The organism is Chromobacterium haemolyticum (genome assembly GCF_002081825.1).
Taxonomy (GTDB): Bacteria; Pseudomonadota; Gammaproteobacteria; order Burkholderiales; family Chromobacteriaceae; genus Chromobacterium; species Chromobacterium fluminis.
Map to the genome: position 1 here is coordinate 23,740 of NZ_MUKU01000037.1, position 26,904 is coordinate 50,643.

At 56.8% G+C, this 26,904-nt stretch carries 29 protein-coding genes; 10 read left to right on the top strand and 19 right to left on the bottom strand.

Translation table 11 applies throughout. From position 1 onward, the window contains the following. Position 1: 1 nt before the first annotated feature. The 9 genes from B0T39_RS20355 to B0T39_RS20395 form a co-directional block, all read right to left on the bottom strand. Positions 2-313, bottom strand: a complete 312-nt coding sequence (locus B0T39_RS20355; RefSeq protein WP_141111327.1) for a hypothetical protein — start codon at positions 311-313, stop codon at positions 2-4. Next, on the bottom strand, positions 291-677 hold the full coding sequence (gene fliS, locus B0T39_RS20360; protein WP_176219618.1) for a flagellar export chaperone FliS: 387 nt from the start codon (positions 675-677) through the stop codon (positions 291-293). Before fliS ends, B0T39_RS20355 begins: the two co-directional genes overlap by 23 nt. 225 nt (positions 678-902) lie before the next feature. Beyond that, entirely contained in the window at positions 903-2,270 is a 1,368-nt protein-coding gene (fliD, locus tag B0T39_RS20365; RefSeq protein ID WP_081549887.1) for a flagellar filament capping protein FliD, read from the bottom strand. Between the two features lie 31 nt (positions 2,271-2,301). Then, positions 2,302-2,739: a flagellar export protein FliJ gene (locus B0T39_RS20370; RefSeq protein ID WP_081549889.1), complete on the bottom strand. Its 438-nt coding sequence runs from the start codon at positions 2,737-2,739 to the stop codon at positions 2,302-2,304. Next, positions 2,736-4,043 carry a FliI/YscN family ATPase gene (locus B0T39_RS20375; RefSeq protein ID WP_081549891.1) on the bottom strand — a complete coding sequence of 436 codons (1,308 nt, stop codon included), beginning with the start codon at positions 4,041-4,043 and terminating at the stop codon, positions 2,736-2,738. The genes B0T39_RS20370 and B0T39_RS20375 overlap by 4 nt, the downstream gene beginning before the upstream one ends. Then, entirely contained in the window at positions 4,043-4,714 is a 672-nt protein-coding gene (gene fliH / locus B0T39_RS20380; RefSeq protein WP_081549893.1) for a flagellar assembly protein FliH, read from the bottom strand. Before fliH ends, B0T39_RS20375 begins: the two co-directional genes overlap by 1 nt. Then, complete coding sequence (locus B0T39_RS20385; RefSeq protein ID WP_081549895.1) at positions 4,711-5,727, bottom strand: FliG C-terminal domain-containing protein; 1,017 nt, start codon at positions 5,725-5,727, stop codon at positions 4,711-4,713. The genes fliH and B0T39_RS20385 overlap by 4 nt, the downstream gene beginning before the upstream one ends. Beyond that, positions 5,705-7,243, bottom strand: coding sequence for a flagellar basal-body MS-ring/collar protein FliF (gene fliF / locus B0T39_RS20390; protein ID WP_254894616.1), 1,539 nt, complete (start codon positions 7,241-7,243; stop codon positions 5,705-5,707). The genes B0T39_RS20385 and fliF overlap by 23 nt, the downstream gene beginning before the upstream one ends. Positions 7,244-7,353: 110 nt before the next feature. Continuing rightward, the gene (locus tag B0T39_RS20395) at positions 7,354-7,674 is read right to left on the bottom strand and encodes a flagellar hook-basal body complex protein FliE (protein ID WP_081549897.1); all 321 of its coding nucleotides are present in this window, start codon (positions 7,672-7,674) and stop codon (positions 7,354-7,356) included. A 339-nt stretch (positions 7,675-8,013) separates the two neighbouring features. On the opposite strand from B0T39_RS20395, the gene B0T39_RS20400 reads away from it, so the two are divergent. From B0T39_RS20400 to B0T39_RS20445, 10 genes are all read left to right on the top strand, one after another. Continuing rightward, complete coding sequence (locus tag B0T39_RS20400; protein WP_081549899.1) at positions 8,014-8,955, top strand: FliM/FliN family flagellar motor switch protein; 942 nt, start codon at positions 8,014-8,016, stop codon at positions 8,953-8,955. A 4-nt stretch (positions 8,956-8,959) separates the two neighbouring features. Further along, positions 8,960-9,298 (top strand): flagellar motor switch protein FliN, encoded by a 339-nt coding sequence (gene fliN / locus B0T39_RS20405; RefSeq protein WP_081549901.1) that lies wholly within the window; start codon positions 8,960-8,962, stop codon positions 9,296-9,298. A 41-nt stretch (positions 9,299-9,339) separates the two neighbouring features. Further along, positions 9,340-10,038: a flagellar type III secretion system pore protein FliP gene (gene fliP / locus B0T39_RS20410; RefSeq protein ID WP_254894617.1), complete on the top strand. Its 699-nt coding sequence runs from the start codon at positions 9,340-9,342 to the stop codon at positions 10,036-10,038. After that, a complete protein-coding gene (locus tag B0T39_RS20415) occupies positions 10,038-10,310 on the top strand; it encodes a flagellar biosynthetic protein FliQ (protein ID WP_081549905.1) in 273 nt (90 codons plus the stop codon). Before fliP ends, B0T39_RS20415 begins: the two co-directional genes overlap by 1 nt. A 9-nt stretch (positions 10,311-10,319) precedes the next feature. After that, a complete protein-coding gene (gene fliR, locus B0T39_RS20420) occupies positions 10,320-11,075 on the top strand; it encodes a flagellar biosynthetic protein FliR (RefSeq protein ID WP_081549907.1) in 756 nt (251 codons plus the stop codon). Positions 11,076-11,087: 12 nt separating this feature from the next. After that, positions 11,088-12,221, top strand: coding sequence for a flagellar type III secretion system protein FlhB (gene flhB, locus B0T39_RS20425; RefSeq protein ID WP_081549909.1), 1,134 nt, complete (start codon positions 11,088-11,090; stop codon positions 12,219-12,221). Then, positions 12,218-14,311 carry a flagellar biosynthesis protein FlhA gene (locus B0T39_RS20430; RefSeq protein ID WP_081549911.1) on the top strand — a complete coding sequence of 698 codons (2,094 nt, stop codon included), beginning with the start codon at positions 12,218-12,220 and terminating at the stop codon, positions 14,309-14,311. The genes flhB and B0T39_RS20430 overlap by 4 nt, the downstream gene beginning before the upstream one ends. A 52-nt stretch (positions 14,312-14,363) precedes the next feature. Then, positions 14,364-14,759, top strand: a complete 396-nt coding sequence (locus tag B0T39_RS25260; protein ID WP_141111328.1) for a hypothetical protein — start codon at positions 14,364-14,366, stop codon at positions 14,757-14,759. Positions 14,760-15,463: 704 nt separating this feature from the next. Then, complete coding sequence (locus tag B0T39_RS20440; RefSeq protein WP_081549915.1) at positions 15,464-15,808, top strand: DUF1484 family protein; 345 nt, start codon at positions 15,464-15,466, stop codon at positions 15,806-15,808. A gap of 23 nt (positions 15,809-15,831) precedes the next feature. Beyond that, on the top strand, positions 15,832-16,221 hold the full coding sequence (locus B0T39_RS20445; protein ID WP_141111329.1) for a hypothetical protein: 390 nt from the start codon (positions 15,832-15,834) through the stop codon (positions 16,219-16,221). Positions 16,222-17,005: 784 nt separating this feature from the next. On the opposite strand, the gene B0T39_RS20450 is transcribed toward B0T39_RS20445, so the two are convergent. From B0T39_RS20450 to B0T39_RS20495, 10 genes are all read right to left on the bottom strand, one after another. Beyond that, complete coding sequence (locus tag B0T39_RS20450) at positions 17,006-17,695, bottom strand: Crp/Fnr family transcriptional regulator (RefSeq protein WP_081549919.1); 690 nt, start codon at positions 17,693-17,695, stop codon at positions 17,006-17,008. Positions 17,696-17,873: 178 nt separating this feature from the next. Continuing rightward, positions 17,874-19,106: a heme d1 biosynthesis radical SAM protein NirJ gene (gene nirJ / locus B0T39_RS20455; RefSeq protein ID WP_081549921.1), complete on the bottom strand. Its 1,233-nt coding sequence runs from the start codon at positions 19,104-19,106 to the stop codon at positions 17,874-17,876. An 87-nt stretch (positions 19,107-19,193) separates the two neighbouring features. Then, positions 19,194-20,195: a siroheme decarboxylase subunit beta gene (ahbB, locus tag B0T39_RS20460; protein ID WP_254894618.1), complete on the bottom strand. Its 1,002-nt coding sequence runs from the start codon at positions 20,193-20,195 to the stop codon at positions 19,194-19,196. Beyond that, positions 20,182-21,180 (bottom strand): siroheme decarboxylase subunit beta, encoded by a 999-nt coding sequence (gene ahbB, locus B0T39_RS20465; RefSeq protein WP_081549925.1) that lies wholly within the window; start codon positions 21,178-21,180, stop codon positions 20,182-20,184. Before ahbB (B0T39_RS20465) ends, ahbB (B0T39_RS20460) begins: the two co-directional genes overlap by 14 nt. 2 nt (positions 21,181-21,182) lie before the next feature. Beyond that, a complete protein-coding gene (locus tag B0T39_RS20470; protein WP_081549927.1) occupies positions 21,183-22,370 on the bottom strand; it encodes a cytochrome D1 domain-containing protein in 1,188 nt (395 codons plus the stop codon). Continuing rightward, positions 22,331-22,648: a c-type cytochrome gene (locus tag B0T39_RS20475; protein WP_303245587.1), complete on the bottom strand. Its 318-nt coding sequence runs from the start codon at positions 22,646-22,648 to the stop codon at positions 22,331-22,333. Before B0T39_RS20475 ends, B0T39_RS20470 begins: the two co-directional genes overlap by 40 nt. Continuing rightward, a complete protein-coding gene (locus B0T39_RS20480) occupies positions 22,645-22,953 on the bottom strand; it encodes a c-type cytochrome (RefSeq protein ID WP_081549931.1) in 309 nt (102 codons plus the stop codon). The genes B0T39_RS20475 and B0T39_RS20480 overlap by 4 nt, the downstream gene beginning before the upstream one ends. A 50-nt stretch (positions 22,954-23,003) precedes the next feature. Beyond that, positions 23,004-24,686: a nitrite reductase gene (locus B0T39_RS20485; protein ID WP_081549933.1), complete on the bottom strand. Its 1,683-nt coding sequence runs from the start codon at positions 24,684-24,686 to the stop codon at positions 23,004-23,006. A 222-nt stretch (positions 24,687-24,908) separates the two neighbouring features. Further along, positions 24,909-25,121: a DUF3079 domain-containing protein gene (locus B0T39_RS20490; RefSeq protein WP_048410854.1), complete on the bottom strand. Its 213-nt coding sequence runs from the start codon at positions 25,119-25,121 to the stop codon at positions 24,909-24,911. 421 nt (positions 25,122-25,542) lie between these two features. Then, the coding region (locus B0T39_RS20495; RefSeq protein ID WP_081549935.1) for a nitric oxide reductase activation protein NorD at positions 25,543-26,904 on the bottom strand (1,362 nt) is incomplete at its 5' end.

A 26,904-nucleotide genomic window follows, 5' to 3' on the forward strand; every position in this document is an offset into this window, starting at 1 on the left:
GTCACCAAGTTTGCGCCTCGCCATATGCCAGCACCCCGGCTTTATTGCCGGTCGCCACCTGCAAGGCGCTCTCCAGCTGCTGCACTGCTGCCGCCAAGACCGGCAAGCCGCGCTGGGTAACGCGATGCACTTGCTGCAGCACGCGCAGCTCGGCAACACTGAATTGCATTCTCTGACTCCGCCCGGCAATCCAGCCCTCCAACTCCTCGGCTATCGTCGCCACCAGCTCCCAATCTTCATTCTGAAGCGCCTGCACCAAGCGTTTCGGCATCGTGGACAGAGGCGTGCGCTCACCGGTTTTCATCGAATGCATTTTGCCAGCCCTCTCTGATATCCGAAGTCAGTTTAATCACCTCATCCAAGGGCTCCACCACCAAGCGCGCGCTGGCGTCATTCAACTTCCACGCGCAGTGCATATACAGCTTATCCATTTCATGCGCCAAGCTGTCTTGTCGCTCCAAGTCCAAAGACGCGGAAAGCCCATGGAGAATACGCAAGCACTTATCCACGCTCTTTTCTTTCTCGGCCAAGCGTTGATGGAGAATATGGCTTTTTACCCGACATAGTTCCTCCAACAGGCCATCGGTCAGCAATAAAACCAGCTCCACTGGCGAAGCACCAACCAATCTCATATCGACATGAGCGCGGGTATAATTATCTACCGCCGCATACTCCATACCTACCTCTATTCTCATTAAATGCGAAACCACTACCAGCGCACGCCCTCTTCCGGCTTTGCCACGCTAGACTTGCACAACCCGCGCCAGTTTGACGCGGGGATGAGCGACTAACAAAAGCTCCTAGCACATGAGCAAACAGGAGTTGACGCAGGGGGCCGGCGTACATTCGTAGCCCACAAAGCAACACAATCAAGCGCCGAAGTTTTGTCAGCTCGCTTTGGTTTACTTCTTTGATCCATTGCCAAACAAGCCGTCCAACACTGAGTTGCTGATCTGCATGCTCATCCAAGCATTTTGAACTTTGGCAAACTTTGCTACATTTATCTCAATGTCTCGCTCTATTGCTTCCTGCAGAGATTTAGCCGCTTCTTTTGCCTCATCGGCCGAATCTTTAGCCTGCTGGGTCATCTTATCCAGCAGCCCATCTTTTTTAATCCAGGAGGTCATTTTTGGGCTTATCTCACCCAACCAGCCGCCATCCTTATTGCCAATAATTTTTGAAATATAATCAGGATCCTCTTTCAACTTAGCGTCCAGCTTCTCCTTGTCAAACTTTATCGTCCCCTCTTTTTTATCAATATCAAATAACGGAATACTCGTTACGCTCGCCTTCAAGTCACGAACCAATAAGCGTACTAGGCCATCACTACTGAACGGCCCGCTTTCAATACCATCTTCCTCACTCCCCTGTCGGCACAGTTCATTCAGTTTCGTTATCGCATCATTAAACGACTTTACCAAGGCATCCAGCGCTTCCGTAGTTTTATCGCCGTCTTGCTCTACCGTCAGCACAAACGGCGTCGCACCTTTGGCCCAATCAGAGTCTTTATCATTCACCCCTTCCGATACTTGCTTAAAGGTAACTTTGATACCTTCAATGCCATCAAAGGTATTGCTTGGCCAGGTATATTCTTGGCCGTTATATTTAAATACAGCATCCTCTCCTCCTGTCGTTACAGCACCTTCAAAAATATCTTTTAACGCCTGACTGTTGCTGCTCACCTCCATTTTTTGACTTGCGCCCGTTTTCACGGATTGCAGAGTCACACTTACGTTTCCGTCAGGCAAAGTCACCGTGCTAGCCCTGACTAAGCTTTTATTGTCGGGATGATCATTGATAGCTTGCGCCAACGCCTTGGCGCTCACCATGCCATCACTATCCCCCAATCCATCCAGCTTGACCGTGATTTCTTTACCATCAATTTTTATCGTTAGCGGGCCATCCTGATCGCTTAATCCATTAACAGCTTTGCTTGATATCGTATGATGGCTTGCCAACTGTTTCACATAAAATTCATGAGAGCCAGGCAAGGCCCCTGCGCCGATAGTCGCGCTACCATGTTCCGACTTGGCAAACGCTCCCTTATATTTGATCGCACTTCCCGACTCAAGAAATTTGGCAATGGACTTATCCAACCCACGAATCACTTTAGATAGTTCGTTCGCACCTTCTACACGCGCTGTGGCGGCATTTATTCTGGCCTCACTTCTATCTGTAGCCGCTAGATATTTCAAGCCAGTAACATACTCGGCATTCTTGCGTGCAAACTGTGAGTCATCAAAACGCACGCCATTTAAATTTTCAAACATAGCTATTACTCCCTTTACAGTATTTCTTACCCTAGCAAATCAGAGGCTGACGTAAAAAAATCTGACTTGCCAGCTCATCCTGCTGCTTCTGTTCTTTTACTTTCTGAAGATGACAATACTGCTTTTCCACTTTTTCATAGGCACCCTCCCATTTTTTTTGAACCAGTGCGGACTGCCACAGCTGCTCCCGGCCTGCCTGCATCTTCGCCTCGTGTACGGACAGCTCCCACTGATGTAGCTTGACCATCTCCAGCACCTGCCGCCGATAGTCCGCGCGATTCATTTCCAGTGCGCAACTGGCGCCGCTAACTCTCATGCTGTCAAACATATGCTGTAGCGACTGGATGTTTTTTAGATAGGCGTCGCGCTGCTGATTCAATAGCGCCAGATCCTTTTCCAGCTTTTCCACTCTCACCCGCTGAATGGCCTTTAAACAACTCAAATTTTTCAGCCGATTCTCCACGCTCATGCGCTTATCCTTCTTAATTCATCCCTGGTTTCTTGCCAGCTATCGCTTTCGTCGCTGGACTGGCATAGAAAGGATTCGATAGCGTCATAACCAGACACCGCGCGGTCGGTCATCGCATCTGCACCTGCCACATAGCCGCCCAGAGGAATCAAATCGCGGATTTGCTCGTAACGTGAGATCAGGGCTTTTAATAAGCGCGCATCTTTTAATTGCTGCGCGTCGCAGACCAGACTCATGCAGCGGCTCACCGAGCGGGTGATATCTATCGCCGGATAATGCCCTCTATCCGCCAGCTGCCGGCTCAGCACAATATGGCCATCCAGAATGGCTCTGGCGGTATCGACTATCGGGTCATTCTGATCGTCGCCTTCGGCTAGAACGGTGTAAATCGCACTCATGCTGCCGCTACTATCGCTATTCCCGGCACTTTCCACCAGACGCGGCAACATGCTAAAAACCGATGGCGGATAGCCTCGCGTCGCCGGGGGCTCACCCAATGACAAAGCCACTTCCCGCTGCGCCATCGCATATCGGGTCAACGAGTCCATCAACAACAAGACATGATGGCCCTGGTCTCTAAACTCGCTGGCCACGCTATGACACAGTTCGGCGGCCATCAGCCTCATCAACGGGGATTCATCGGCCGGCGCGACAATCAGAATCGCTTTTTCCAGCCCCGATGCGCCCAATACCTGCTCAATGAACTCCGCCACCTCCCGGCCACGTTCTCCAATCAAACCCACCACCACCACGTCGGCGCGACTATTCCGCGTCATCATGCCCAGCAGCACGCTTTTGCCTACGCCGCTGCCCGCCATCAGGCCAACCCGCTGCCCTTTGCCAAGCGTCAATGCCGCATCTATCGCCCGAACGCCCACCTCCAGTACTTCCCGGACCGGAGCCTTGGTCAGTGGGTTGATGTGCCTGGCATGCATATCGATGGACCAACTGCCCTGCAGCGGCCCCTTGCCATCCAGCGGCTCGCCAAGTCCATTGACCACCCGGCCCAACCATTCCGGCCCTATGCACAATTTGTCATGACTGTCTTTTGGGAGCACTCGCGCGCCAGACAGCAAGCCATGTGTTTTTCTAAGCGGCATCAAAAAACACTCTTCATGACGGAATCCCACGACTTGCGCGTCCATCCAGTCGCCCTCCGCCACTTCGATCTGGCAACGTTGACCAATCTGCAACTGGCAGCCCACCGCGTGCAGCAGCAAGCCGGATACGCCAATCAAGCGCCCCATCGGCCTTGCCACTGGTACGTCTTGCAATTCGAAATGCCGCAACCCTCTAAGTGCCATTACTGCTCACCCAATTGGGAACGCAATTGGGACATGCAGGCCTCCAGCCTATACTGACAACCGGCATCAACCTCATGTCCGCCCAAGGTCACCCGACATTCCCCGGGCGCCAGATTCGTATCTTCAATCAGCTTCCAATCCAGCTTCCGCTCAGGCAGCAAGGCTTGAATCTTCTGGTGATCCTGCGGATTCAAATACACTTGCGGGTCTTCGGGCGATGCCGGCAGTGTCGATACCGCCTCATTGATCAGCTCAAGCATTTGGGCCGGCTTGAGCGACAACTCGCACCGGATCACCTGCTGCGCGACTTTGCACACCAATTCGATCAATTCATTTTTTGCGGCATCGGCATGAATGTCCTGCTGCTGTTTCATTGCCTCCATGATGGACTCCAGCACCTCGGTCAAACCGGAGTACTTGCTCTGAACCTGAGCCTCCGCCTCGCCGATGGCTTGCCGCCAACCATCGGCCTTGCCCAGAGGTAAGCCCTCGTCCCAGCCGGCTTGCTTACCTTGCTCGTAACCAGCTTGATAGCCTTGTTCCATACCTTGTTGAAAACCGGCATCCACAAAAGACTGGTAATCTTCGCTGGGAATATCGTTGTCCTGCGGCATTTGCATGACTTCGGCCTGCACCAGCGGAGGAAAACGATAGCGTTGGTAGCTCATCATGCAAGAACTTCCTCATTGCCCAAAACGAACTCGATTTCACCTGAGCCAACCATCGCCTTGACTTTTTCCATTAATTCGCGTCTTAGCTGATTCACGCGCGACATTGGAACCGGACCGCTACGTCTAACCGCATCCTCGAAAGATTGCACTTGCCGTCTTGGCATAGCTCTGGTCAAGGCGGAATGTAGCTCGGCACTGCAGCCTTTAACCGCAATAGCCCATTCTTCTATCGGCATTTGTTCGAAAATCAGCGTCAATACTTCATCGCTTTGCAAGGCCAACAAACTGAAGTCATACATGCTGGCTTCAATTTCAGTCACAATGCCCGGGTCCAAACTACGCAGCATATCCATCATCTCGTCTCGATTTTTTGATAGATGATGGATAATGTCCGCCGCGGCTCTCACCCCCTCCACCTTGGTGCCTTGCTGTTCTATATTTACAAGACACAGTTCCAACAATTGCTCTAGCTCAAGCAAAACGTGATGCTCGACTTCATTCAACCTGGCGATCGTTATCAGAATCAGATCACGGCTGTCTTCCGGCAGTAAATCAATCACCTGCCCCGCCAAGGAAGGCGGCAGGAACACCAAAAACATCGCTTGCACCTGAATATGCTCGTGAACGATATGATCGGCTAGCCAGCTTGGCGATACCCACTGCAGCTTGGTCATCTTGCTACGGATATTGTCGCCATATACATTATTCAGCACGAGGCTGGCGGCCTCGCTGCCCAAAGCCATCGTCAATGATTTTTGCAAGAAGGTTCTGGATGCACCTCTCACCCCGCTTTGATCTCTATAGTCCCCAAAAAAGCGGGCAAGCACTTTCTGCATAGTTTCAACAGAAACGCCTTTCATGTCGGCCATCGCTTGAGTAACTTTCAATAACTCTTCTTTTTCGAGCTGGGCCAACACAATGGAGGCACGCTCCTCCCCCATACTTAGCAGTACAATAGCCGCTTGCTCAATCTCGTTAAAATCCAGCTCTTTATTTATTGCCAGCTCTGCCATTACTCTGCACCCATTGTTTTATTACCTCAGTCACACGCTCTGACTCATTATCAGTCAATGTCTGAAGATGTTTCACCATCACCTCGACACCAGAGTTTTCTGGCGGCAGATCCACCATACCAAGCAGAGGCACTTGTGCATTATTGCCTGGCAGTTGACCTTCCTGGCCTTCTTGCAAGGAGGGCAACGCCGTCAGCGGACTATCGGAAACCACTTTCTCCATGCGATAGTGCAACTGTTCGGTCAATAGTTTGAGCAAAGGACTAAAGACCAGCCAATAAACCATAATCGCCGCTAGTGCATAGACCGCGTACTTCACCCACTCCATCCAGTTGTCTGGGTTTTCCCACCACAGCACTTCGCTTACACTGGCAAAGTTCACGGCGCTGACCACGAGTTGGTCGCCACGATCACTATTAATGCCGAGCCCTTTGCGCAAAATGTTTTCAACATTCGCTATCTGCTGCGGGCTCCATGGTTTATTAGCGGTCGGAGAAGAAGAATTATTTAATACCACAGCCACATTTATTTGATCGATACGCGAGCCACTACTCTTTATTTGCTTTAGATTTCTATCATAAGCATACTGGCGGGTTGCCGCATTGCGCTGCACCGCAACCTCTCCCGCCGGTGCCGACGCTCCCAATGGTCGATTGCTCAAGGAGCCGGGCACCCCCATTGCGGCACGTTCCTTGTTTTGCTCATCCCGCAGCGCCTCATTCAACACCCGCGGATCTCCTCCATACTCTTCTCTGGTCTCACTAACCTTGTCATGATTAATGTGCACCAGCACGCTGGCCTTGTAATTGCTCGCTCCAACCATGGGTGTAATGAGTTCGCGGATATTGTGTAAGATATCCTCTCTAAATTTTTGCGCCTCATTGCCAGAAACCACGCCAACAATGTCGTCCAGATCTACTTGCGAGGAAAGATAATTTCCCGCCTGGTCCACCACCGACACTCTCGCGGGATCAAGATTAGCGACGCTGCCTGCCACTAGATTGATCACCGCCAGAATCTGCTGCTTGCTTAAGGCCTTGCCTGGCTTCAACACCAAGAGCACGGATGCGGCGCTCTTATCCCCATCGGTAATGACAAAGGAACTAGACTTGCTGATGGCCAGATGCACGCGGGCCTGAGCCACGGGTTCCAGCGTTGCAATGCTTTGAGCCAGTTCCGCTTCCAAACCACGACGAAAACGAACATCCTGAACAAACTGACTTACACCAAGCGGATCGGATTGATCCACCTGCTCCAGACCAAGCGGCATTTTTGCCATCACGCCTTTTGCCGCCAGCAACATCCTTACTTTGCTCAGTTGGCTAGAAGCGATAAGCAACTGCCCACTATCGGGATGAATCCTGTAGTCAATTCCCTCAGCGTCCAAAATCGCCGTCACATCTGCCGCGGACACCTGCTCATTCTGTCCAAAAATAGGCTTATAGTTTGCCTCGTTATAACGTAAATAAACGATGACCAACACGGTCAGCGCAATAGCCAACAAAATAATTGGCAAGGCTTTTCCTAAGGCCTCCGGTGAGAACTTCAACCTAGACGACCAGTTCGGCCATCTTTCTTGAATATTACTTTTTATATTCGCAAACACGTACCACCCCAAAACTTAAGTTAGACCGGCATTTTTAAAATATCGTCAACGGCCCCAACAAGCTTATTTCTAACTTGAGTCAGCATGGCGAAGGACAGACTAGCCTCTTGATTCGCCACCATCGCCCCTACCAAGTCATCGCTAGCGCGAGTATCAACCTCAATCATTTTATTCGCCGCATCATGTTGCTTCTTATCCACACCATCAAAAGCCTCAGCCATATAATTCGAGAAGCCATCTTGTCCAACCTTAAAGCCTTGACCAGGTGCAATCTCATTATGACTTATATGCTTCTGCCAACCTAATTGGTCCAAAAATCCGATGCTGTCTATAGATTGCATTTCATCTCTCACTGACTAAAATATGGCTTGCGCTTGGGAGCAGAACAGGTTAAACGCTCAGCAGCCCATAGCAAATGAACTCTTTTACATCAGACCTGTACACGCAAGCCACTGAAATCACATGACATCACGCAATTTCATCCATCACAGTTAAAACCCAAACCCCAATCACCACATTTCATGGGAATTCATCGCCGATCATTAGCAAGTCCGCTGCTTGTGTTTGTATACTAAGTCGTTAGATTCCAGCGGTTTGGGCCGTGGTAGCATCTATGCAAGCAATAAGCTCAGCCATGCGCCCTCCCACCACTCAATGACATTGAAACTTATTGAAACAATATGCAGCCCTTGCGCAGAACAAACCTTAGCCAGCCAAGAAGTCACCAGGCACTAGACCCCTGCTTGCTCGGCAGACCTATTCATTTGCTCGGGAAATTCACCTCCATCATCACCATCGATTTGAATAACTTTTTTTCGGAAAAGCTGAATCGACGTGGCGGCCTCAGCTTTAAAGTTAAAAACGTAAATTTTCTACCCACCCTTGATGAGCTTACGCGCTCCGAGCCACAACTTGATAGTTTGGATGGGGTCTCTGTCGCCATAGATCGACGTATCGTATTGACCGTCTTGGAATCACGTTACGGACGAGTCAAACACCGGGATCGTCAACTAGAAAATGAGCAGAATGCTCACGCCGCCCATCAGGCTGGTCTGGACAATTCCGCTCAACTCCCAGCTGAAAACCAAATCGAAAAAGCGGCCGGGAATCATGAGCATTCAAGCCAAGCGGCACCAACCGCGACGGAACTGCGACAGCGGCAAACCTTGGCAACCGCTCTACTAAAAACCTTGATCGGATCTCTAAACCAGGAAAATGGGGCAATTCACCCGCAGGCTGTTACCGATAAACATGCCGCCTTCATTGTTGAGTGTGACTTAGAAGAGGAATACAGCGGACAGTCCAGCAAAATAACATTCACGATGGACAAAAGATGGCAGCAGATATTGCTGACTCAGTTGGCAATGAAAACTAGTGGTCAGAGCCGCAGAGTAAAAGACGATAGGCCATTGGCCAAAAAGCTGGAGATTAAACTCACAGCCAGATTGCTTGATGTGCGTATTTCCCTATCCAAGCTATTAAGTTTAAAGACTGGCGATGTCCTACCCATTAATATCCGCACACGCGCTCATGTCTATGCGGGAAGCTCCATACTATTTTCCGCGATTGTCGCTGAAAAAAATGGCCAGCTTTGCTTAACCTCTTTTGCCTCCCAGGAGTAAATAAATGAACGACACCGCCACCGAAAACTTCGACGATATTCTTGATGATTTCGATGAAAACCTTGAGGAAAAAGAGGAAAAAACTAATAAGCGCAACCCGCATGACTTGCTTACGCGCATTCCGGTTCATCTTTCTCTTGAAGTCGGCTCTACTACCGTATCGCTAGCGGATTTGCTGGCTTTAGATGAAGGTTCGGTACTCGAATTAAATCGACTGGCTGGAGAACCTCTATTAATCAAAGTTAATGACACCGTGGTTGGCACGGCGGAAGTTGTCGTGATTGGGGAAAGCTACGGTCTAAAGATTGTCGACCTTGACAATATGGGCAGCGTTATTCCATGAGGAGGCTCATTCCTACCCTAGTAGTTCTCTTTGCAAGTACGGTGCTTTCCAGCACCGTGCTTGCCGCGCCCGCTCAGGCCATGTTTAATGGCCTGTCTTTGGGCGACGACTTTAGCGCCAAGACTCAAATATTCCTGATCATGACCGCGCTAAGCCTGTTGCCAGCGCTCATCATGGTCGTGACCAGCTTTGCCCGCTTCTTGATTATTTTGTCACTGCTGCGTCAAGCCCTCGGCCTCCAGCAGGGCTTACCTAACCGGGTGATCACTGGTATTGCCTTGCTATTAACCTTATTAGTAATGAGACCTGTGGGAATGGAAGTATGGCAGTCATCGATAGAGCCATTTGACCAAGGCCGCATTACCTTCAAACAGGCGGTAATGGAAGCAGAAAAACCCTTATCCCGCTTCATGCTCGCCCAGACCAATAAAGCCACGCTGGCGATGATTGCCAAGCAAACGGGGGAGAGTCAGGTCTCAAACCCAATGGAACATAGCTTCATGGTAAAGATGTCCGCGTTTATGTTGAGCGAACTAAAAACCGCGTTTCAAATTGGATGCGTACTATTTATTCCATTCCTGGTTATCGATCTGGTGGTCGCATCGGTGCTGATGTCAATGGGGATGATGATGTTGTCGCCTTTGGTCATTTCTTTGCCGGTCAAGCTACTACTATTTGTCTTGATCGACGGCTGGACATTAACCATCAATACCCTTACCACAAGTATTCAAACCTATTAATGCTTACTCCTGACATTGCGGTTGAACTTGTTGTAAACGCATTGCGTGTCGCAACCATTCTTGTGTTAGTGATGATAGTTCCCAGCATGATTGTTGGCTTATTGGTCAGCTTATTTCAGGCCGCCACTCAATTAAATGAACAAACACTAAGTTTTTTACCTCGCTTGTTGGTTACACTTAGTGTGTTAGCACTAATGGGACATCGGTTGGCTCAATATTTAATGGATTATTGCCTAGAGGTTTTCCAACAGGCGGCCACTCTTATTGGGTAATGACTGTCAATGGAAGATTTAATTTCACTATTGCCAATTTGGGTAGGAAAGTTTTTTTGGCCATTTTGTAGAATTTTGTCAGCTATCAGCATCGCACCTATTACCGGCGATGTCGCAGTGCCCGTTCGGTTTCGTATTGCAATTTCTTTTGGCTTAACCTTAGTGGCCATGCCTATGCTTGACACTATCCATGTGAATGCCTTTTCACTTCAGGCCATTGCATTAATGTTTGAACAAATTTTCATTGGCCTTATTTTTGGCTTAGCATTTTTTTCTATCATGTCGGTTTTCAATATGCTGGGCTATTACATCTCCTCTCAAATGGGCTTATCCATGGCGGTGATGAATGAACCTGGCACTCACAATTCTTCAACCGTTATTGCTTCTATTTTTTATGTTCTTAACGCGCTGCTTTTCTTTGCATATGATGTGCACTTGTTGATTGCCAATTTGGTTTTTTCCAGCTTTCAAAGTTGGCCAATCAATTCTGGAAAGAGTCTTTTTTCAATTAGCATGGTTATCAATCAGGTTGGCTGGTCTTTTTCCGCAGCACTGTTGTTGGCCACCCCGGTTGTGTTTGGTACGTTGGTGGTACAAGTGGGCATGGGGATGCTGACCAGAGCAACGCCAACCATTAATATATTTTCACTAGGTTTTTCAGTTACGGTACTACTGGGTTTATTTCTACTGGGCTTGCAAGTTCCTTCTCTTTCGGGTCATTACCAACAAATGACTCAGCAAATTTTAAACATGTTTCTTTCATAGATATTAGCTGCCATGAGCCAAGCCAGCGATAAATCAGAACAGGCCAGCAACCGGAAATTACGCAAGGCGCGAGAGAAGGGGCAGGTAGCTCGCTCTCGCGACCTGCCGACAGCCATTGCATTATTGTGCAGCTTGGCTTTAATCATCTATTTTTCCCCTCTCTGGTTGTCGGACTTTAAGCATCTTTTCCAATTAGGACTTAACAATCTTTCCAGCTCTGATGCCAACAAGGAATCTTGGGCAACGCTTCTTTCCAGCATGCTGTTGTTGTTAGCTAAAATGATTGCTCCATTAGGCCTTTCCGCTTTGCTTGGTATTGTTTTTGCGCTTTTTCCGGGCGGACTGTTGTGGAGCAGCGAAAATTTCAAGCCTCAACTCTCCAGGCTTAGCCCCATTAGCAATTTAGGCAAGTTTTTCAAGTTTAAGCATTATGCTCAATTTTTGATATCTTTATTAAAAACGTTATTACTGATTTTTGTATTGTTCTTGGTGTCAAAAAATGCTATCTCCCAGTACATCTCTCTTCAAGCCATGCCGTTATTTAGCGCACTGGGCCAAGGCTTGGATCTTTTGATTCATGCAACGCTCATGCTCTGCTGCGTAATGATTATTTTTGGTCTGATTGACGCCCCGATGCAGCGCTTTTTATTTTTGCGAGGCCAGCGCATGACAAAACAAGAGGTTAAGGAGGAGCATAAACAAACGGAAGGCAACCCCCAAATCCGCAACCGGATACGCCAGGTTCAACGTCAAATGGCTTACCGTAGTCTATCAAAGTCGGTTCCAAGCGCTGATGTCATTATTGTCAACCCGACGCACTATGCGGTTGCCTTGCGTTATGACCCCAAAAAAGCGGAAGCACCCTTTGTTGTTGCCAAAGGCCTGGATGAAATGGCCTTGGTCATCCGACGTATTGCGCAGGAAAATGGTATCGAAGTTTTACCCATTCCAATGTTAGCGCGAGCCATTTACCATACTAGCCAGGTTAATCAGCAAATTCCGACCAGCTTATTCCGGGCGGTTGCACAAGTCATTAATTATATTATGCAGCTTAAAGCTTTCCGGCGGGGACAGTACCATCACAAGCCTGATATGCCTACGCGACTTTCCATTCCCAAAGAGCTCACCAGCAAATATTCTTCATGAAAGATCTATTCAAACAACTACAGGCGATACGCCTGCATAAGCTAGCGATTCCATTCTTTTTACTCGCTATCTTGGTAATGATCATTCTGCCATTACCACCGCTAGCTCTTGACGCACTTTTTACATTTAATATCATTCTTGCGCTGATTGTCATTCTGGTTAGCGTCTCGGTAAAACGCCCGCTTGAATTTTCGATATTCCCAACAATCATTCTCGCATCCACGCTATTGCGCCTGACGTTGAATGTTGCATCCACCCGCGTTGTACTGCTTTCCGGTCATGAAGGAAGCGGGGCCGCCGGCCATGTGATTGAATCTTTTGGTCATGTCGTCATCGGCAGTAATTTCGTTGTGGGTTTGGTGGTTTTCATCATTTTGATAATCATTAACTTTTTAGTGGTTACCAAAGGGGCTGAAAGAATCTCTGAAGTATCCGCTCGATTCACGCTTGATGCCATGCCAGGCAAGCAAATGGCGATTGATGCCGATTTGAGTGCTGGCTTGATTAATCAAGAACAGGCACAAGCACGCCGCAAAGAAGTCACTAACGAAGCGGACTTTTACGGCGCGATGGATGGTTCATCCAAGTTTGTACGTGGCGATGCGATTGCTGGCATCTTAATTCTCATCATCAATATGCTTGGCGGCACGGCCATTGGTGTGTTGATGCATGATCTGAGCATTGGCGATTCGTTCCAGCTTTACTCTTTGCTGACAATTGGTGACGGCCTAGTTGCGCAGATCCCTTCCTTGCTTCTCGCCGCCGCCGCCGCCATTATTGTTACGCGAATCAATGATGATAAAGCCGAGGGCTTAGAGCAGCAAGTTGGCAAGCAACTCCTAGCATCCCCCACTATTCTATATAGCGCCGCCGGGGTGATGTTCTTCCTCGCCATGATTCCAGGCATGCCTTGGGTCCCCTTTGTCACCTTTGCCATCGCTCTCGCTTATGTGGCTTGGCGGGCCAGTAAACTCTATAACGCACCGCAAGAAGAGGAGCTTCAGGACTTACGCCATATCCTGGAACAGTCGGTCCCAAGCGAATTTAGTTGGGAGCAATTGGGAAAAGTCGAGCCTCTTAGCGTCAGAGTTGGCTATGGCCTAGTAGAAATGATCACTCCGGCAAAGGGAGCCGCACTGTCTAAACGTATTGCTGGCATGAGGCGAAATCTTTCCGAGTCCATTGGCATTGTTGTTCCCAGCGTGTCGGTCAAGGAAAATCTCAGCTTATCGCCCTACAGCTACTCACTGCTATTGTATGGTGTTGAAATTGCTCAGGCCGACTTGCAGCAACAGCAACTCATGGCCATCCCGGGCCCCAGCGTCTATGGCGAGCTAGATGGCATGCCCAGCACTGATCCTGCGTATGGAATACGAATTATCTGGATAAGCCCGGAGAAAAAAGCTCACGCTCTCGGCTTGGGATATCAGGTAGTCGACCACCCAACAATTATCTCTACCCATCTTGACAAGATCATCAAAAAACATCTGGCTGAATTATTCACCCATGACGATGTTAACGCACTTCTAGAGAGGCTGTCCCATTTAGCGCCCAAACTACATGAGTCTATCGAAAAAACTTTTTCTCACAATCAACTGAAGAAAATATTTTGCCGTTTGCTCGCTGAACAAGTTTCCTTAAAAAACATTGTATGCGTGGCGGGAACTTTAGCTGAACATGCCGACTTCACCATGGACCCTATTCTGCTTTCCGCCGAAGTCAGGAGTGCATTGCGGCGAGAGATTGTTTACAAGCTAAACCGGGACAAAGTTGATCTGCATGCATTTAATATTTCGACTGAACTGGAAGGCATGTTGTTGAATTCGCTACAACAGGCGCAACAAGGCGGGCAATTCTCGTTGGATAGCTTTCCAATCGCTCCAAATATTCTGGCGCAATTACAAACCAATCTACCCTCGATTGTGGAAAATATGAAAGAGAAACTTCATTCTCCTATTTTGCTGGTTGCGCCTCAGTTGAGACCTTTAGTTAGCCGTTATGCGCGGCTACTATCTCCCGATCTGAATGTTTTATCTTACAACGAGATCCCCGAGCATAATAATGTAATTTTCTTAGGCTCATTAGGATAAAGGCATAGCCTGCGTCATCCATTTCAATTACAGCAAACACAGAGAGAACTTCATGGAAAATAATCTAAACACCCAAGACAACGCCGACTATTCCAACACTCTGGACTTGAATCATAATGAGCTGATTCAACAAGCCGTCACTCATAGAAAAAAGGAGAAGGCCGCACTCATTGTGATACGTTGGTATATGGCCTCCGTGGTGATTTTTGGCGTTGCCATATTGTATTGCCTTTACCGCCAGGACACTGAGGGCGGCGTCATCACAGCAATATGCATGATTCTCATCTGCTGTCTTGGTCTGGTATTCAATCTTCCTGAAGTTGCCAGAGCTCATGGTCGCGCCGCATCGGATTTATTCAATCTTGCTTCTCATATTTCTCAGAAAACTACTGAAGATGGCCGTGAGAACTGGTCCTCCATACTGATCAATATTAAAAGCAATGTTTAATGGCTTAGCGACTATCGCCGCCCAGCGCTTTTAGATCACTCAAAGGAAAACCAAGTCCATTGAGCATCTAGCCGATGGTCTGCCTTCGCCACAGGCTTGCTGTAGGACAAAGTCCGTCACAAAAACGCATGACGGAAACCATGCTCAGCAGGTTCAACAAAGCGCAGACCATCGCCGCCTCCCACAGGCCAAATTCAATCCGGATTTCGAGAATGCCTCTGTTTTACGGCTGAAGAGGGCGTCAGCCGATGTGGGCGAGGCGGCGTTGAAACTGCTTCGAATTGCTCACCCTCCCCTGTTCGCTTTCTCGGCGGTTTCCGCCTGAGCTCGCGAGAGCGTAAACACGTTCCAAGGTTTCGTGAAGCGCTACAGCTTCCTTTGCATACGGGTCTTTAGCTTTACTGCCCAGCTCCACTCCCTCCACCCTTGACGCCCCCACCCAGCCTGTTTAGGCTTGGTTCCGCGCCGTGCTCAATCACACAGCGCAGGGCTGGCAAGCCCAAACTAGCTTCTCCCGCAGACACAACGGTCCGCTTTGGCACCGTTACGTCTGTTGCCACGCCGTACCCATTCGGGGCGGGCCGTGGCAGGGAATCCGAAAGGATTGCCGGTTCTTTGGAAGAAGCTAGCCGGTCTTGCCACCTTGTCATGTGCCTGCCCTAGCCTCGCTTGGGCAGGTTTCCAAAGATGACATGGAGACCGTGATGACCTTCTCTACCTTTCCCCCCGCCATGCCGCCGCCCGTCGCCGCACCGTTGATGGAGCAGTTGCACCGCTGTTCAAAGCGCTTGCCCGCCGTCACTGGCGATCTGGTGCAGCTCGGCGAACTAGGCCAGCAGTTGAACCATTGCTATGTAGAACTGGACACCGCGCTGCTGCGCGGCGTGATGGACATGCGCACCGCCCACACTGGCTTATTGGCCTTGATCACCTTGTTGGAACGCCGCGACGAGCCGCTGCTGTTCAGCAGCGAGGACGCCTTGGCCTTGCTGGAGCCGATACAGCAGCGTTTGAAACAGGGGTTGGAACACCTTAACGGCGTGTTGTGATGGCTATTAGGGAGAGCATTGCCATGATGAGGTTGCTGATCCAGCACCACGACGTCCTCCAACGCGCCGCCAGTTTGATCTCCGCCTACGAAGAACGCATCGGGGCCATTGCGCTGGCGGACGACCACCCGGACCACCCGGCCGATACCGCCTCTATCCATCTGGAGATCAGGCAGGCGCAGACGAGTTTTTACCTGTGGGACAAATGGCGTGGCGAGCACGAACCGGCCCGCACCGCCCTGTTGCGGATGTGGGCGTCAGGGAAGTGGACCAACCGCGACACCTGTGTGCGGGAGTGTTATCGCCTGGCGGGCTTCAGCAATATCGTCACCGCCCGTCAGGCGCTGGTGGGCGCGCCAGCGCCGGAGCCTATGGCCGTCCGAAGGCAACGCGCCATGTGGGAGACGCCGTAGCCGACTATCCGGCGGCCTGTGGCGTTGAATCCGTTGCCGCGTGGGTATCGCTGCGCTCCACCCACCCTACGGTTGGAGCCGTGTTTGGGGCCGCGCTTGGGTAGGGTGGGTGGGGCCGTCAGGCGATACCCACCAAACAGGCGGCTGTCCGGCAGCCTGTGGCGTTGAATCCGTTGCCGCGTGGGTATCGCTGCGCTCCACCCACCCTACGGTTGGAGCCGTGTTTGGAGCCGCGTTTGGGTAGGGTGGGTGGAGCCGTCAGGCGATACCCACCAAATCGGCGGCTGTCCGGCGGCTTATGGCGTCGAATCCGTTGCCGCGTGGGTATCGCTGCGCTCCTCCCACCCTACGGTTGGGGCCGCGTTGGGGCTGCGTTTGGGTTGGGTGGGTGGAGCCGTCAGGCGATACCCACCAAATCGGCGGCTGTCCGGCGGCTTATGGCGTCGAATCCGTTTCCGCGTGGGTATCGCTACGCTCCTCCCACCCTACGGTTGGGGCCGCGTTGGGGCTGCGTTTGGGTTGGGTGGGTGGAGCCGTCAGGCGATACCCACCAAACAGGCGGCTGCCCGGCGGCCTATCGCGTCAAACCGTTTCCGCGTGGGTATCGCTACGCTCCTCCCACCCTACGGTTGGGGCCGCGTTGGGGCTGCGTTTGGGTAGGGTGGGGGGAGCCGTCAGGCGATACCCACCAAACAGGCGGCTGCCCGGCGGCCTATCGCGTCAAACCGTTTCCGCGTGGGTATCGCTACGCTCCACCCACCCTACGATGGGGGCGTGGGGCGTTTTAGGCGCAGCTGCCAAAGGCCTTCAGCTTGTCCACATCCACCAGCGTGATATCGCGCCCGTCCACCTGGATCAGTTCCGCCTCGATCAACTGGTGCAACATGCGCGAGAAGGTTTCCGGGGTCAGGTTGAGCCGGGAGGCGATCAGGCTTTTATTCACCGGCAGCGATACCTGCTGTGTGAGGCTGTCGCCGTCTTCCGGGAGGTGTTGCAGCAGATAGCCAATCACCCGCTGCAAGGAGCTTTCTATGGAGTAGCGCTCCACGTCCCGCACCAGGCCGTGCAGGCGCAGCGACAGGCCGGCCAGCAAGCGCCGGGCGAAGGCCGGGTCGTGGTCTATCGCTTGCAGGATGCCGGCCGCTTCCACCTTGAGCAGCATGCCGTCCTCCAGGAACTGGGCCATCACCGGGCAGGGCCGGCCCAGGAACATCACCGCCTCGGCAAAGCTTTGGCCGGGGTGGATGATTTCCATCACTTTTTCACTGCCCTGCGCCGAGGACAGCGCCAGCTTCACCCGGCCGTACACCACCAGGAACATGCCGTCGCAGGGGTCGCCCTTCTGGAAAATCACCTGGCCCTTGAGGCCGCGCAGTTCTTGGGTGTGCGGCACCAGCGCCTGGATCTGTTCCGGGGACAATTGCTGGAACAGCGGCTGGTGGCGCAGGAAGGATGGGATGTCCAGATGGCTCATGACGGTGTGGCTCGATAATGGCGGAGGCTTACACTATAAAAGCGCGCTCCGCCAAGGGCCATGGGCCATTGGCAGCAGCCGCCTAGTTCGATGTGATTAGAGCCGCCAACAAAACCCCTGGTCCTGCGTTGCGCCCCTTGTCGTACTTCTTGTACTGCTTGCGTCGGTGCGCCTTGGCTCAGCTACGCTGCGCGATCTTGTTAGCGGGGGACTCCCTGCTCCACGGCGTCAGCGCCGGCAGCGTGTGGCGGCCCGGCTCCACGCCGATTTCCGCATCGCTCAGATAACAGGCCGGGTCCGCCGCCCAGAAGTCCCCGCTCAGCTCCCAGGCGCGCACTCGGGTATTGCCATTGCAGATGGCCAGATGGGCGCAAGCGCCGCAGCGGCCGGCCACCGGGCGCGGGGATTGGCGCAGGCCGCTCATCAGCGGGTGTTGCGGCTGTTGCCATATCGCGGAAAACGGCCGTTCCCGCACATTGCCCAGCGTCACTTTCCACCACATGGTGTCCGGGTGGACGTTGCCCAGGTTGTCGATATTGGCGATGTTGACGCCGCTGGCGTTGCCGCCCCAGCGCCGCAGCGCCCGCAGCAGGGTGTCGGCGCGCTCCGGGTAATGCCGGCGCGCCCAGTGCAGCAGGTAGACGCCGTCCGCGTCGTTGTTGCCGGTGACGAAGTCCCGCGGCCGGCCGGCGTCCAGCTGGGCCATCGCCTGCCGGATCAGCAGTTCCAGCGCCCAGCGGCTGCGGGCGTGGCGGGCGTCGTCCGCGCGGTGCTTGTTGCCGCGTCCGGCGTAGTTGAGGTGGGAGAAGTAGAACTTGTCGATGTCTTCGTCCGCCATCAGTTGCAGCAGCGCCGGTAGGTCCGCGGCGTTGTCTTCCGTCATGGTGTAGCGGATGCCCACTTTCAGGCCGGCGTCGCGCGCCAGCCGCAGGCCGCGCAGCGCCAGTTCAAAACCGCCGTCCAGCCGCCGGAAACGGTCGTGAGTGGCGCCGATACCGTCCAGGCTGACGCCCACGTAATCAAAACCGATGTCCGCCAAGACGGCGACCTGGTCTGGGTCCATCAGGGTGCCGTTGCTGGATAGGCCGATATAGAAACCCAGCGCCTTGGCGCGCCGGGCGATGGCCGGCAGGTCCGGCCGCAGCAGCGGTTCGCCGCCGGACAGGATCAGCACGCGCACGCCGTAGGCGTGGAGATCGTCCAGCACCGCATAGGCTTCGTCGGTGCTCAGCTCCCCGGCGAAGTCGCGGTTGGCGGAGGTGGAGTAGCAGTGCTGGCAGGTGAGATTGCAGCGGCGGATCAGGTTCCAGATCACCACCGGGCCTTGCGGGCCGACGGGCATGGCGCGGCCCGGCGGTTGGGACGCCGCCGGCTCGCGCAGCAGGCGCAGGTATTGGGTTAATCGCAACATGGCCGGCTCCGTCGCGGGAAGATGGCTCAGTGTGCGGCCGGGGGCGGCGGCGGCTCCTTGATGCGGGTCAATGGAATTTGGAGCACCTCAAAGCCTCAAGCCCGTTTTCTTCAAAATCCGGCTGGAAAACAGCACCTCGTGGCTATGGCAGGCCTCGCCCAGCAAGGCGCGCGCGTCGTCCACCGCGGCCAGCACCGCCGGCCGCTCGCTGCCGTGCAGCATGGCGAACAGATTGTACGGCCAGCCCGGCCGGCGCGGACGGCGGTAGCAATGGCTGACCGCGTCCAGGCCGCCCAGTTGCGCGCCCAGCGCGTCCACCTGTTCGTCGGCCACGTCGAACACCGCCATGCCGTTGGCGCGGTAGCCGATGGCGTAATGGTTGGGCACCGCGCCGATGCGGCGCACCACGCCCTGTTCCAGCCAGCGCGCCAGCTTGGCCGTCACTTCGGCCTCGGCCCAGCCCAGCCGCCGCGCAATGTCGCGGTAGGGGTAGCGGCACAGCGGCAGGCCGGCCTGGGTGGCGCGGATCAGCAGCCGGTCGTCTTCGCTCAACGCGGCCGGCGCGCCAGCCCGCCGCGCGCCGGCGGCCGCGCCCACCGGGGCCGCGCCGCCCACCTGAAAACGCATGCCCACAAAGTATTCCCGCTCTTTGGGAAACAGGTTCACTTCCAGGCCGGTCACCAGCTCGATGCCGCGCCGGGCGGCGTCGATGGCGGCGGCGCTGTCCGCGGCCAGCACAAACCACATATTGAGCCGGTGTTCGCGGCGGTAGTTGTGCGCCACCGCGGGCAGCGCGTTGACGGCGGCGGCCACGTCGTCAAAGCGCGCTTCCGGCGCGGCCAAGGCGGCCAGCACGAAGCGGCCGCCCAGGCGTTCTATCTGGTACATCGGCCCAAAGCGGCTGAGCACGCCGGTCTGCAGCAGTTGGCGCAAGCGCCGGATCAGGCCGTCTTCGCCCAGGCCCAGGCTGCGCCCGGCCGCCGCGTAGGGGCGCGAGACCAGCGGGAAGCCGCCTTGCAGCCGGTCTATCAGCCGCGCGTCCAAGGCGTCCAGCGTGTCCAGCATTGCCAACGCTTCAGGCGTATCCATAACAGGCTCCGGTTTGTTTGTAGCGCCGGGTGGAGCGCAGCACCGCCTGCGGCAGCCGTTCCAGGCCGTGCCGGCGGCGGATGTCCGCCAGCGCGGCGTCCAGGCTCTGCGCGTCGCGGGCATGGACCATGGTGAACAGTTGGTAGGGCCAGTCCGGCGGACGCGGCGGACGTTCGTAACACAGGGTGACGGCCGGCTCCGCCGCCAGCGCCAGCGCCACGCGCTCGCGTTCGGCGTCGTCGTCTATCCGCCACACCCACATGGCGTTGGCGCGGTAGCCCAGTTCCCGGTGGCGCACCACCATGCCGAAGCGGCGGATGACGCCTTGCTGCCGCCAGTGGGCGATTTGCGCCAGGGTCTGGGCTTCGCTCAGCGCGCATTGCGCGCCCAGCGCTTGGTAGGGCCGCTGGGTCAGCGGCAGGCCCGGCGACAGCGCCGCCAGCAGCCGCTGGCGGTGGCCGGCGGCCAGCCCGGGGTCGTCCGCCGTTGGCAATGCAGCCGTCTCCGCCGGCGCGGCGTCCGCCAGGAAGGAAAAGCCCAGGTCGATGTGGTATTCGCGCAGCAGCGGCAAGTCCAGCGGCGGGATGCCGGTGGCCAGGCGGATGCGGCTCAGCGCTGCGGCCACGCCGGCCGATGAGGCGGCGGCGACGACGAACCACAGATTGTAATGATGGTCCCGCCGGTAGTTGTGGTTGACCTCGCGCTGACGGCTGACGAAGGCGGCCACGTCTTCCAGCCGCTCCGCCGGCACCGCCATCGCCGCCAGGGTGCTGTTGCCCACGGTGTTGGGGGCGAACACCGCGCCGACGCGGGCCAGCAGGCCGGCCGTCTGGGCGTCTTGCAGCGCGGCCAGCAGCCGGGCTTCGCTCCAGCCCTCCTCCATGCCGGCGGCGAGCGCGGCGAAGGGGCGCGGCTGCAAGGGAAAGCCGCGCTGGCAGCCGTTGATCAGCCGCAGCAAGGCCGGATCGGCGTCTGAAATAACCATGGCTACATCCCGATGCGGCTGGCGCGCCAGCTGAAGAAGATGCCGGACGGGCTACGCGCCGGCAGTTCGCGCAGCACTTTGAGGCTGGCGGTGTCCACCACCACCAGCTTGTCGTCGTCGCGGCTGGACAGCCACACCGCGTCGCCGCGCGGGGTGAACTCCATGTGCAGGATGGCCTTGCCCGGCTTCAGGGTGGCGATCACGCTGCGCGTGGGCACGTCGATGACTTGCACCTTGTTGTTGTCCGGGAAGGCGAAGTTGACCCAAACCCGCCGCCCGGAGGGTTCCGCCATCACGAACACCGGCTGGCCCAGCACTGGGACGGCGGCCTGTTGCGCCCAGCTGCGGTTGTCCGCCAGCAGCACTTCGTGGCGGCCGATGGCGGGCAGGAAGGCGTAATCGCCGGCCAGCGCCCAGCCGCGCAGATGCGGCATCTTGTACACCGGCAGCGGCTGTTGGCCGCGGCCGTAGCCGGCCAGGATGCGGCGCACGCCTTGTTCCGGCCGCCAGGTGTCCAGCAGGGACAGGCCGTCTTCGCCGTAGAGCCCGGCCAGGAAGTAGCGGCCGTCCATGCTGGCCAGGCCGTCGTAGGGGCGCTTGCCGGCGTCGCGGTAGCGGGTCAGTTTCGGCTGGGCCGGGTCCGCGGCGTCCAGCACGTCGATTTCGTCGGCGTCGAACAGCGCGTAAACAAAGCGCCGGCCCGGCAGGTCCGCCAGGCCCACCACGCGCGAGGGTTTGCCGTCCGCGCCCGGCGCGGCGGGCACCGAGGCCAGCGGCGCCAGCGTGACGGCGTCGAACAGGCGCACGCCGCCCGGCTGGTAGTTTTGCGCGGCCAGCACGCGGCCGTCCGAGGAGATGGCGCCGCCTATGCTGTTGCCGGCCTGCACCACGCGCCGTTCCAGCCGCCGGCGCAGCAGGTCCACCTTGCTGATGGCGCCGTCGCGGCCAAACACGTAGGCGTAACGCGCGTCGCGCGAGAACACCACCGAGGCGTGGGACAGATCGCCCAGCCCTTCCACCCGGCCCAGGCTTTCGGCGCGGGTGTTGTCCACCACTTGCACGCTGCCGCTAGCGCGTTCTATCACCACGCCCAGGTCGCCGGTGCCGCGCGGCGCGGCGCAGCCGCCCAGCAGCGCGGCCAAGGCCGGGATCAGGGCGGCGCGCCCTGCTTTAACCAGTAAACCAGCCATATCGCTTCTTCTTCCGTCAAAAAAGGCCGCCAGGGCGGCATCGGGGTGCCGGGCCGGCCGGCCAGGATCACGGCGGCCAGGCCGGCGTCCGGCTTGTCCTTGAGCGCCTCCGGCGTCAGCGGGCTGCCCAGGCCGCCGCGCAGGCTCAGGCCGTGGCAGGCGCCGCAGTCCTGGCGCGCCAGGTGGCGCAACTGGGCCGCCCGCTCCGGCGCGGGGGCCACCGGCGCGGCGACGGCGACGCCGCAGAGCAGCAGCAAGGCCGCCGCGATGCACGTCAACGGCTCAGCACCCATTGCACCATGACCTTGAGATCGGCATCCGGCACTTGCGGATTGGGCGACATCGGCACCGGGCCGAAGCTGCCTGAGCCGCCCTTTTTCACCTTGTCCATCAGCTTGACGGCGGCGTCCTGCCCCTTGTACTTGGCGGCCACTTGTTGGTAGGACGGCCCCACCAGCTTGGCGTCCAGCGCGTGACAGGCCAGGCAGTTGTGCTGCTTGAGCAGCGCTTCCGGCGCGGCGGCCGCGGCTGGCAGCGCATGCAGCGCCAGGGCGGCGCAGGCCAGGATCAGGCTTGTTTTCATTGCGGTCTCCTCCGCCCGCCGGGGCTGGCCCGGCGGGCGTGCTGGCGGGGTCAGTAGATGTCGTGCTGGGTGTTGTAGACGTTGAATTTGCCGGTGGGGGTGACCAGGCGCGGGTCCTTGATCACGGCCTTGAGCTTGCGGGTTTTGTCGTCCACCACCACGATGGCGGATTGCTTGTCCTTGGCGCTCCACACCGAGAACCAGACTTCGTCGCCGGCCTTGTTGAATTCCGGCTGCAACACGCGCTTGGCGCCGTCGCTCAGGCCGGACCATTCGCCTATCGGCAGCATGGAGAAGCCCTTGTCCAGGTGCTTGATGTCGAACACCGCCACGCTCTGGCTAAGCTTGGCGTCCGGGTTGAACACGGTGTCCACCCACAGATTGGCGGATTGCGGATGGGTCTTGATGAACAGCGAGCCGCCGCCCTGCCCCTTCAGCGTACGCACCACTTTCCAGGCCTGGGCCTTGTGTTTTTCCGGATCGGTGCCCACCAGGCTGATGCTGTCGTCGCCCAGGTGGCTGGTGGCCCAGACCGGCCCGTATTGCGGGTCCGTGAAGTTGGCGCCGCGGCCAGGGTGCGGGGTTTTGCCCACGTCCACCAGCGCCGCCAGCTTGTCCAGCTTGGTGTCCACCACCGCCACTTTATTGGAGGCGTTGGCGGCCACCATGAAGTAGCGGCCGCTGGCGTCGAAGCCGCCGTCGTGCAGGAATTTGGCGGCGTCTATGGTGGTGGTCTTGAGGTTGGCCAGATCGGAGTAGTCCACCATCATGATCTTGCCGGTTTCCTTGGCGTTGACCACGAACTCCGGTTTGTAATGGCTGGCCACGATGGAGGCCACGCGCGGTTCCGGGTGGTATTCGTTGTCCACCGTCATGCCGCGGGTGCCGACGATTTTCAGCGGCTTGAGGCTGGCCCCGTCCATGATCACGTATTGAGGCGGCCAGTAAGCGCCGGCCACGGCCAGCTTGTCGTCGTAGCCGCGGTATTTGGAGGTTTCCACCGAGCGCGCTTCCAGGCCGATGCGGATTTCCGCCACGCTGTCCGGCTTGGCCATCCACAGGTCCACCAGGTTGATCTTGCCGTCGCGGCCGATCACGTACAGGTAGCGGCCGGATTTGGACAGCCGGGAGATGTGCACGGCGTAGCCGGTCTTGATCACGCTGACGATTTGCTTGCTGTGGCCGTCGATCAGCGCGATTTCGCCGGCGTCGCGCAGGGTGACGGAGAACAGGTTGGAGATGTCCAGCTGGTTTTCCTTTCGCCGCGGACGCTTGTCCACCGGCACTTGCACTTTCCAGGTGGCCAGCATGTCCTGCATGCCGAATTCCGGCGGGGTGGGCGGCTCTTGCTGCACGTAGCGCGCCATCAGGTCCACTTGCTGGTCGTTGAATTCGCCGGAGGTGCCCCAGTTGGGCATGCCGGCCGGGGAGCCGTATTTGATGAAGGTTTTCAGGTATTCAGTGCCGCGCGCCAGGGTGATGTCCGGCGTCAGCGCCTTGCCGGTGGCGCCTTTGCGCAGCACGCCGTGACAGCCGGCGCAGCGTTCGAAGTAGATTTGCTTGCCGCGGGTAAATTCCGCCTCGGTCATCGGCGGGGCTTTGGCGTTGGCGTTCTGGTGCATCGCCTCGCCGGCGGGCAGGGCGGCGGTGTCCGCCCAGACGGGGGCCGCGGCCAACGGCAACAGGGCGAGTAATACGCTCTTGGTGAACAGGGACTGCTTCGGAGACTTCATGGCGTGCGCTCCAGCGTTAGGAATAACCCTCAGAACCTGTTCAAGGTCTGCTGCGCGTCGGCGATACCACGTTGAAACCGTCTTCGAAATGCTCATGTACCGCCTGTACATTCCGCTTTCTCAGCCGTTTTCGCCTTGTCTCGCTCTAGCTCGCGAGACTTTGAACAGGCTCTTATTGACGGCATGATCATCCCGGACGCATATGGACAGCCTTGATTCGAATCAACGCTTGCCGGAGCCGTCCTGTCCTGTGACCGGGGAATCCTCCAAGCCCCAGTCGCCGTATTGATACCAGTCGTCGCCCAGCACTTCCGCCGGATGTTGCGTGCGGCTGGAGCCGTTGCCGCATTGCAGGGAGTTGGCGGGGCAATAGAGATCACAGCCCCAGCAGATGCGCTCGGGGTGGGCGGGGTGCAGCGGGAATTTTTTGGCCATGGAACTCCTTGATTACTTGCTCAACTATGCCAGTTCGCCACTTTTAGGACTTTGCGTGTCATCAACGAAGCAAGCAGGTATGCGACGCTACCCCCACTCCCTTCAAGCCTGCCGACGGGTGGCAGGCCCGAGGTTTTAGCTACGCAGAAACTTCGCTATGCTCGTTTTAAGCGGCTGCTTGTTCGAGCAGCGCGACGTTAGCGCGCTGCGAGTTCAGCCGCGCCTCGGGCCTGACGGGAACCGGCGGGAAGCCGCAGGCCAGGCTTGCAGGGCGGCCTTTGGGGGACTACGTGCGAATCTTTGATTCGCTCAGTGATAGGGGAATTTGGCCGAGCAAATTCCCCTTCCTGCCCGCCGGGCAGCCCCGGCAATAAAAATCATCATCCGCGCAGCGGATACAAAAAGTTGATTCGCCCCAATCTCACGTCGTCAGGCTGGCATACAGCCTGGTCAACGCCTGCGGCAACCTCTCCGCCTGCCTCACCAGCGCATAACCATTGCGGCCAAATAAATGCGGCAGGTAGTCGCCCGCCTCGCGGTCTATGGTCACGCAGAACGGCGTCAGGCCGGCGCGGCGGGCTTCCAGCACCGCCTGGCGCGTGTCTTCTATGCCGTAGCGGCCTTCGTAATGGTCCAGATCGTTGGGCTTGCCGTCCGAGATCAGCAACAACAAACGGCGCTGCGCCGGCCGCTCGCTCAGGATGCGGGTGCACTGGCGGATGGCCGCGCCCATGCGGGTGTAGTAGCCGGGCCGGATGGCGAGGATGCGGCCGCGGGCGGCGTCGTCGTAACGGTCGGCAAAGTCTTTGAGGATCTGCAAGCGCACTTCCTGCCGCCGCAGCGAGGAAAAGCCGTACAGGCCGAAGTCGTCGCCGCTGGCGGCCAGCGCCTCGGCGAACAGCAGCAGGCTGTCGCGGATCACGTCGATCACCCGGCCGGTTTCGCCCAGCCAGCTTTCGGTGGACAGCGACAGGTCGGCCAGGGTTAGGCAGGCCAGGCTGCGCTCGCCCGGCGGCCAGTCCTGATACAGCGCCGGTTCGCTGAGCGCCGCGCCGCCGCGCCGTTCGGCGAGGAAGCGAATCAGCCGGTCCAGATCGATGTCCGGCCCGGCGGTTTCGCCGCTGCGCCGGCGGCGCTCCGGCGCCAACGACTGGAATTGCCGCCGCAGCCGGCGCGCCAGCGGCTGCAAGCGTTCCGGCAACGGCGCCGGCACGGCGTCGCGCGGCAGCATCGGCCGCAGCAGGCAGTGGTCCTCCACCAGGCATTGCCGCTTCCAGTGCCATTCCGGCAGCTTGATGCCCGGCCCCAGCGGGGTGTCGTCGTAGGCGGCGGCCGGCAGGTCCAGATCGAAGCGCAGCCGGCTGCCGCGGGTATGGGCGTCCTGGCCCAGGGTCAGCCGGTTCATGTCTTCGGCGGCGATTTCGCCGTTGCCGTCATCATCGTCGTCATTGTGGCGGTTAACTTTGACGTATTCGTCCCAGGTAAATAGGCTCTCGGCGCGGAACACCATCAGCATGCCGTTCTTGCGCTGGTCCTGTTCCATGCGCCGCGCGCGATAGCGGCGGCGCTGGCGCTGGGCGTCCTTGCCGCCGCCGCGTTCGCCGTCGGCGTGGCGGCTGCCCTGCCCGTCGGCCTCCGTCAGCGGCGGCTCCGGGTGCAGCCACAGCGGCACCGGCTGCGGCGGCCGGCTCAACGGCGGCAGCGTCACCGCCTGTTCCGGCCGGCTCAACGCCGCTTGGATCGCGCGTTCCACCGCGGCTTCCGCCGGCGGCAGGCCGGCGGG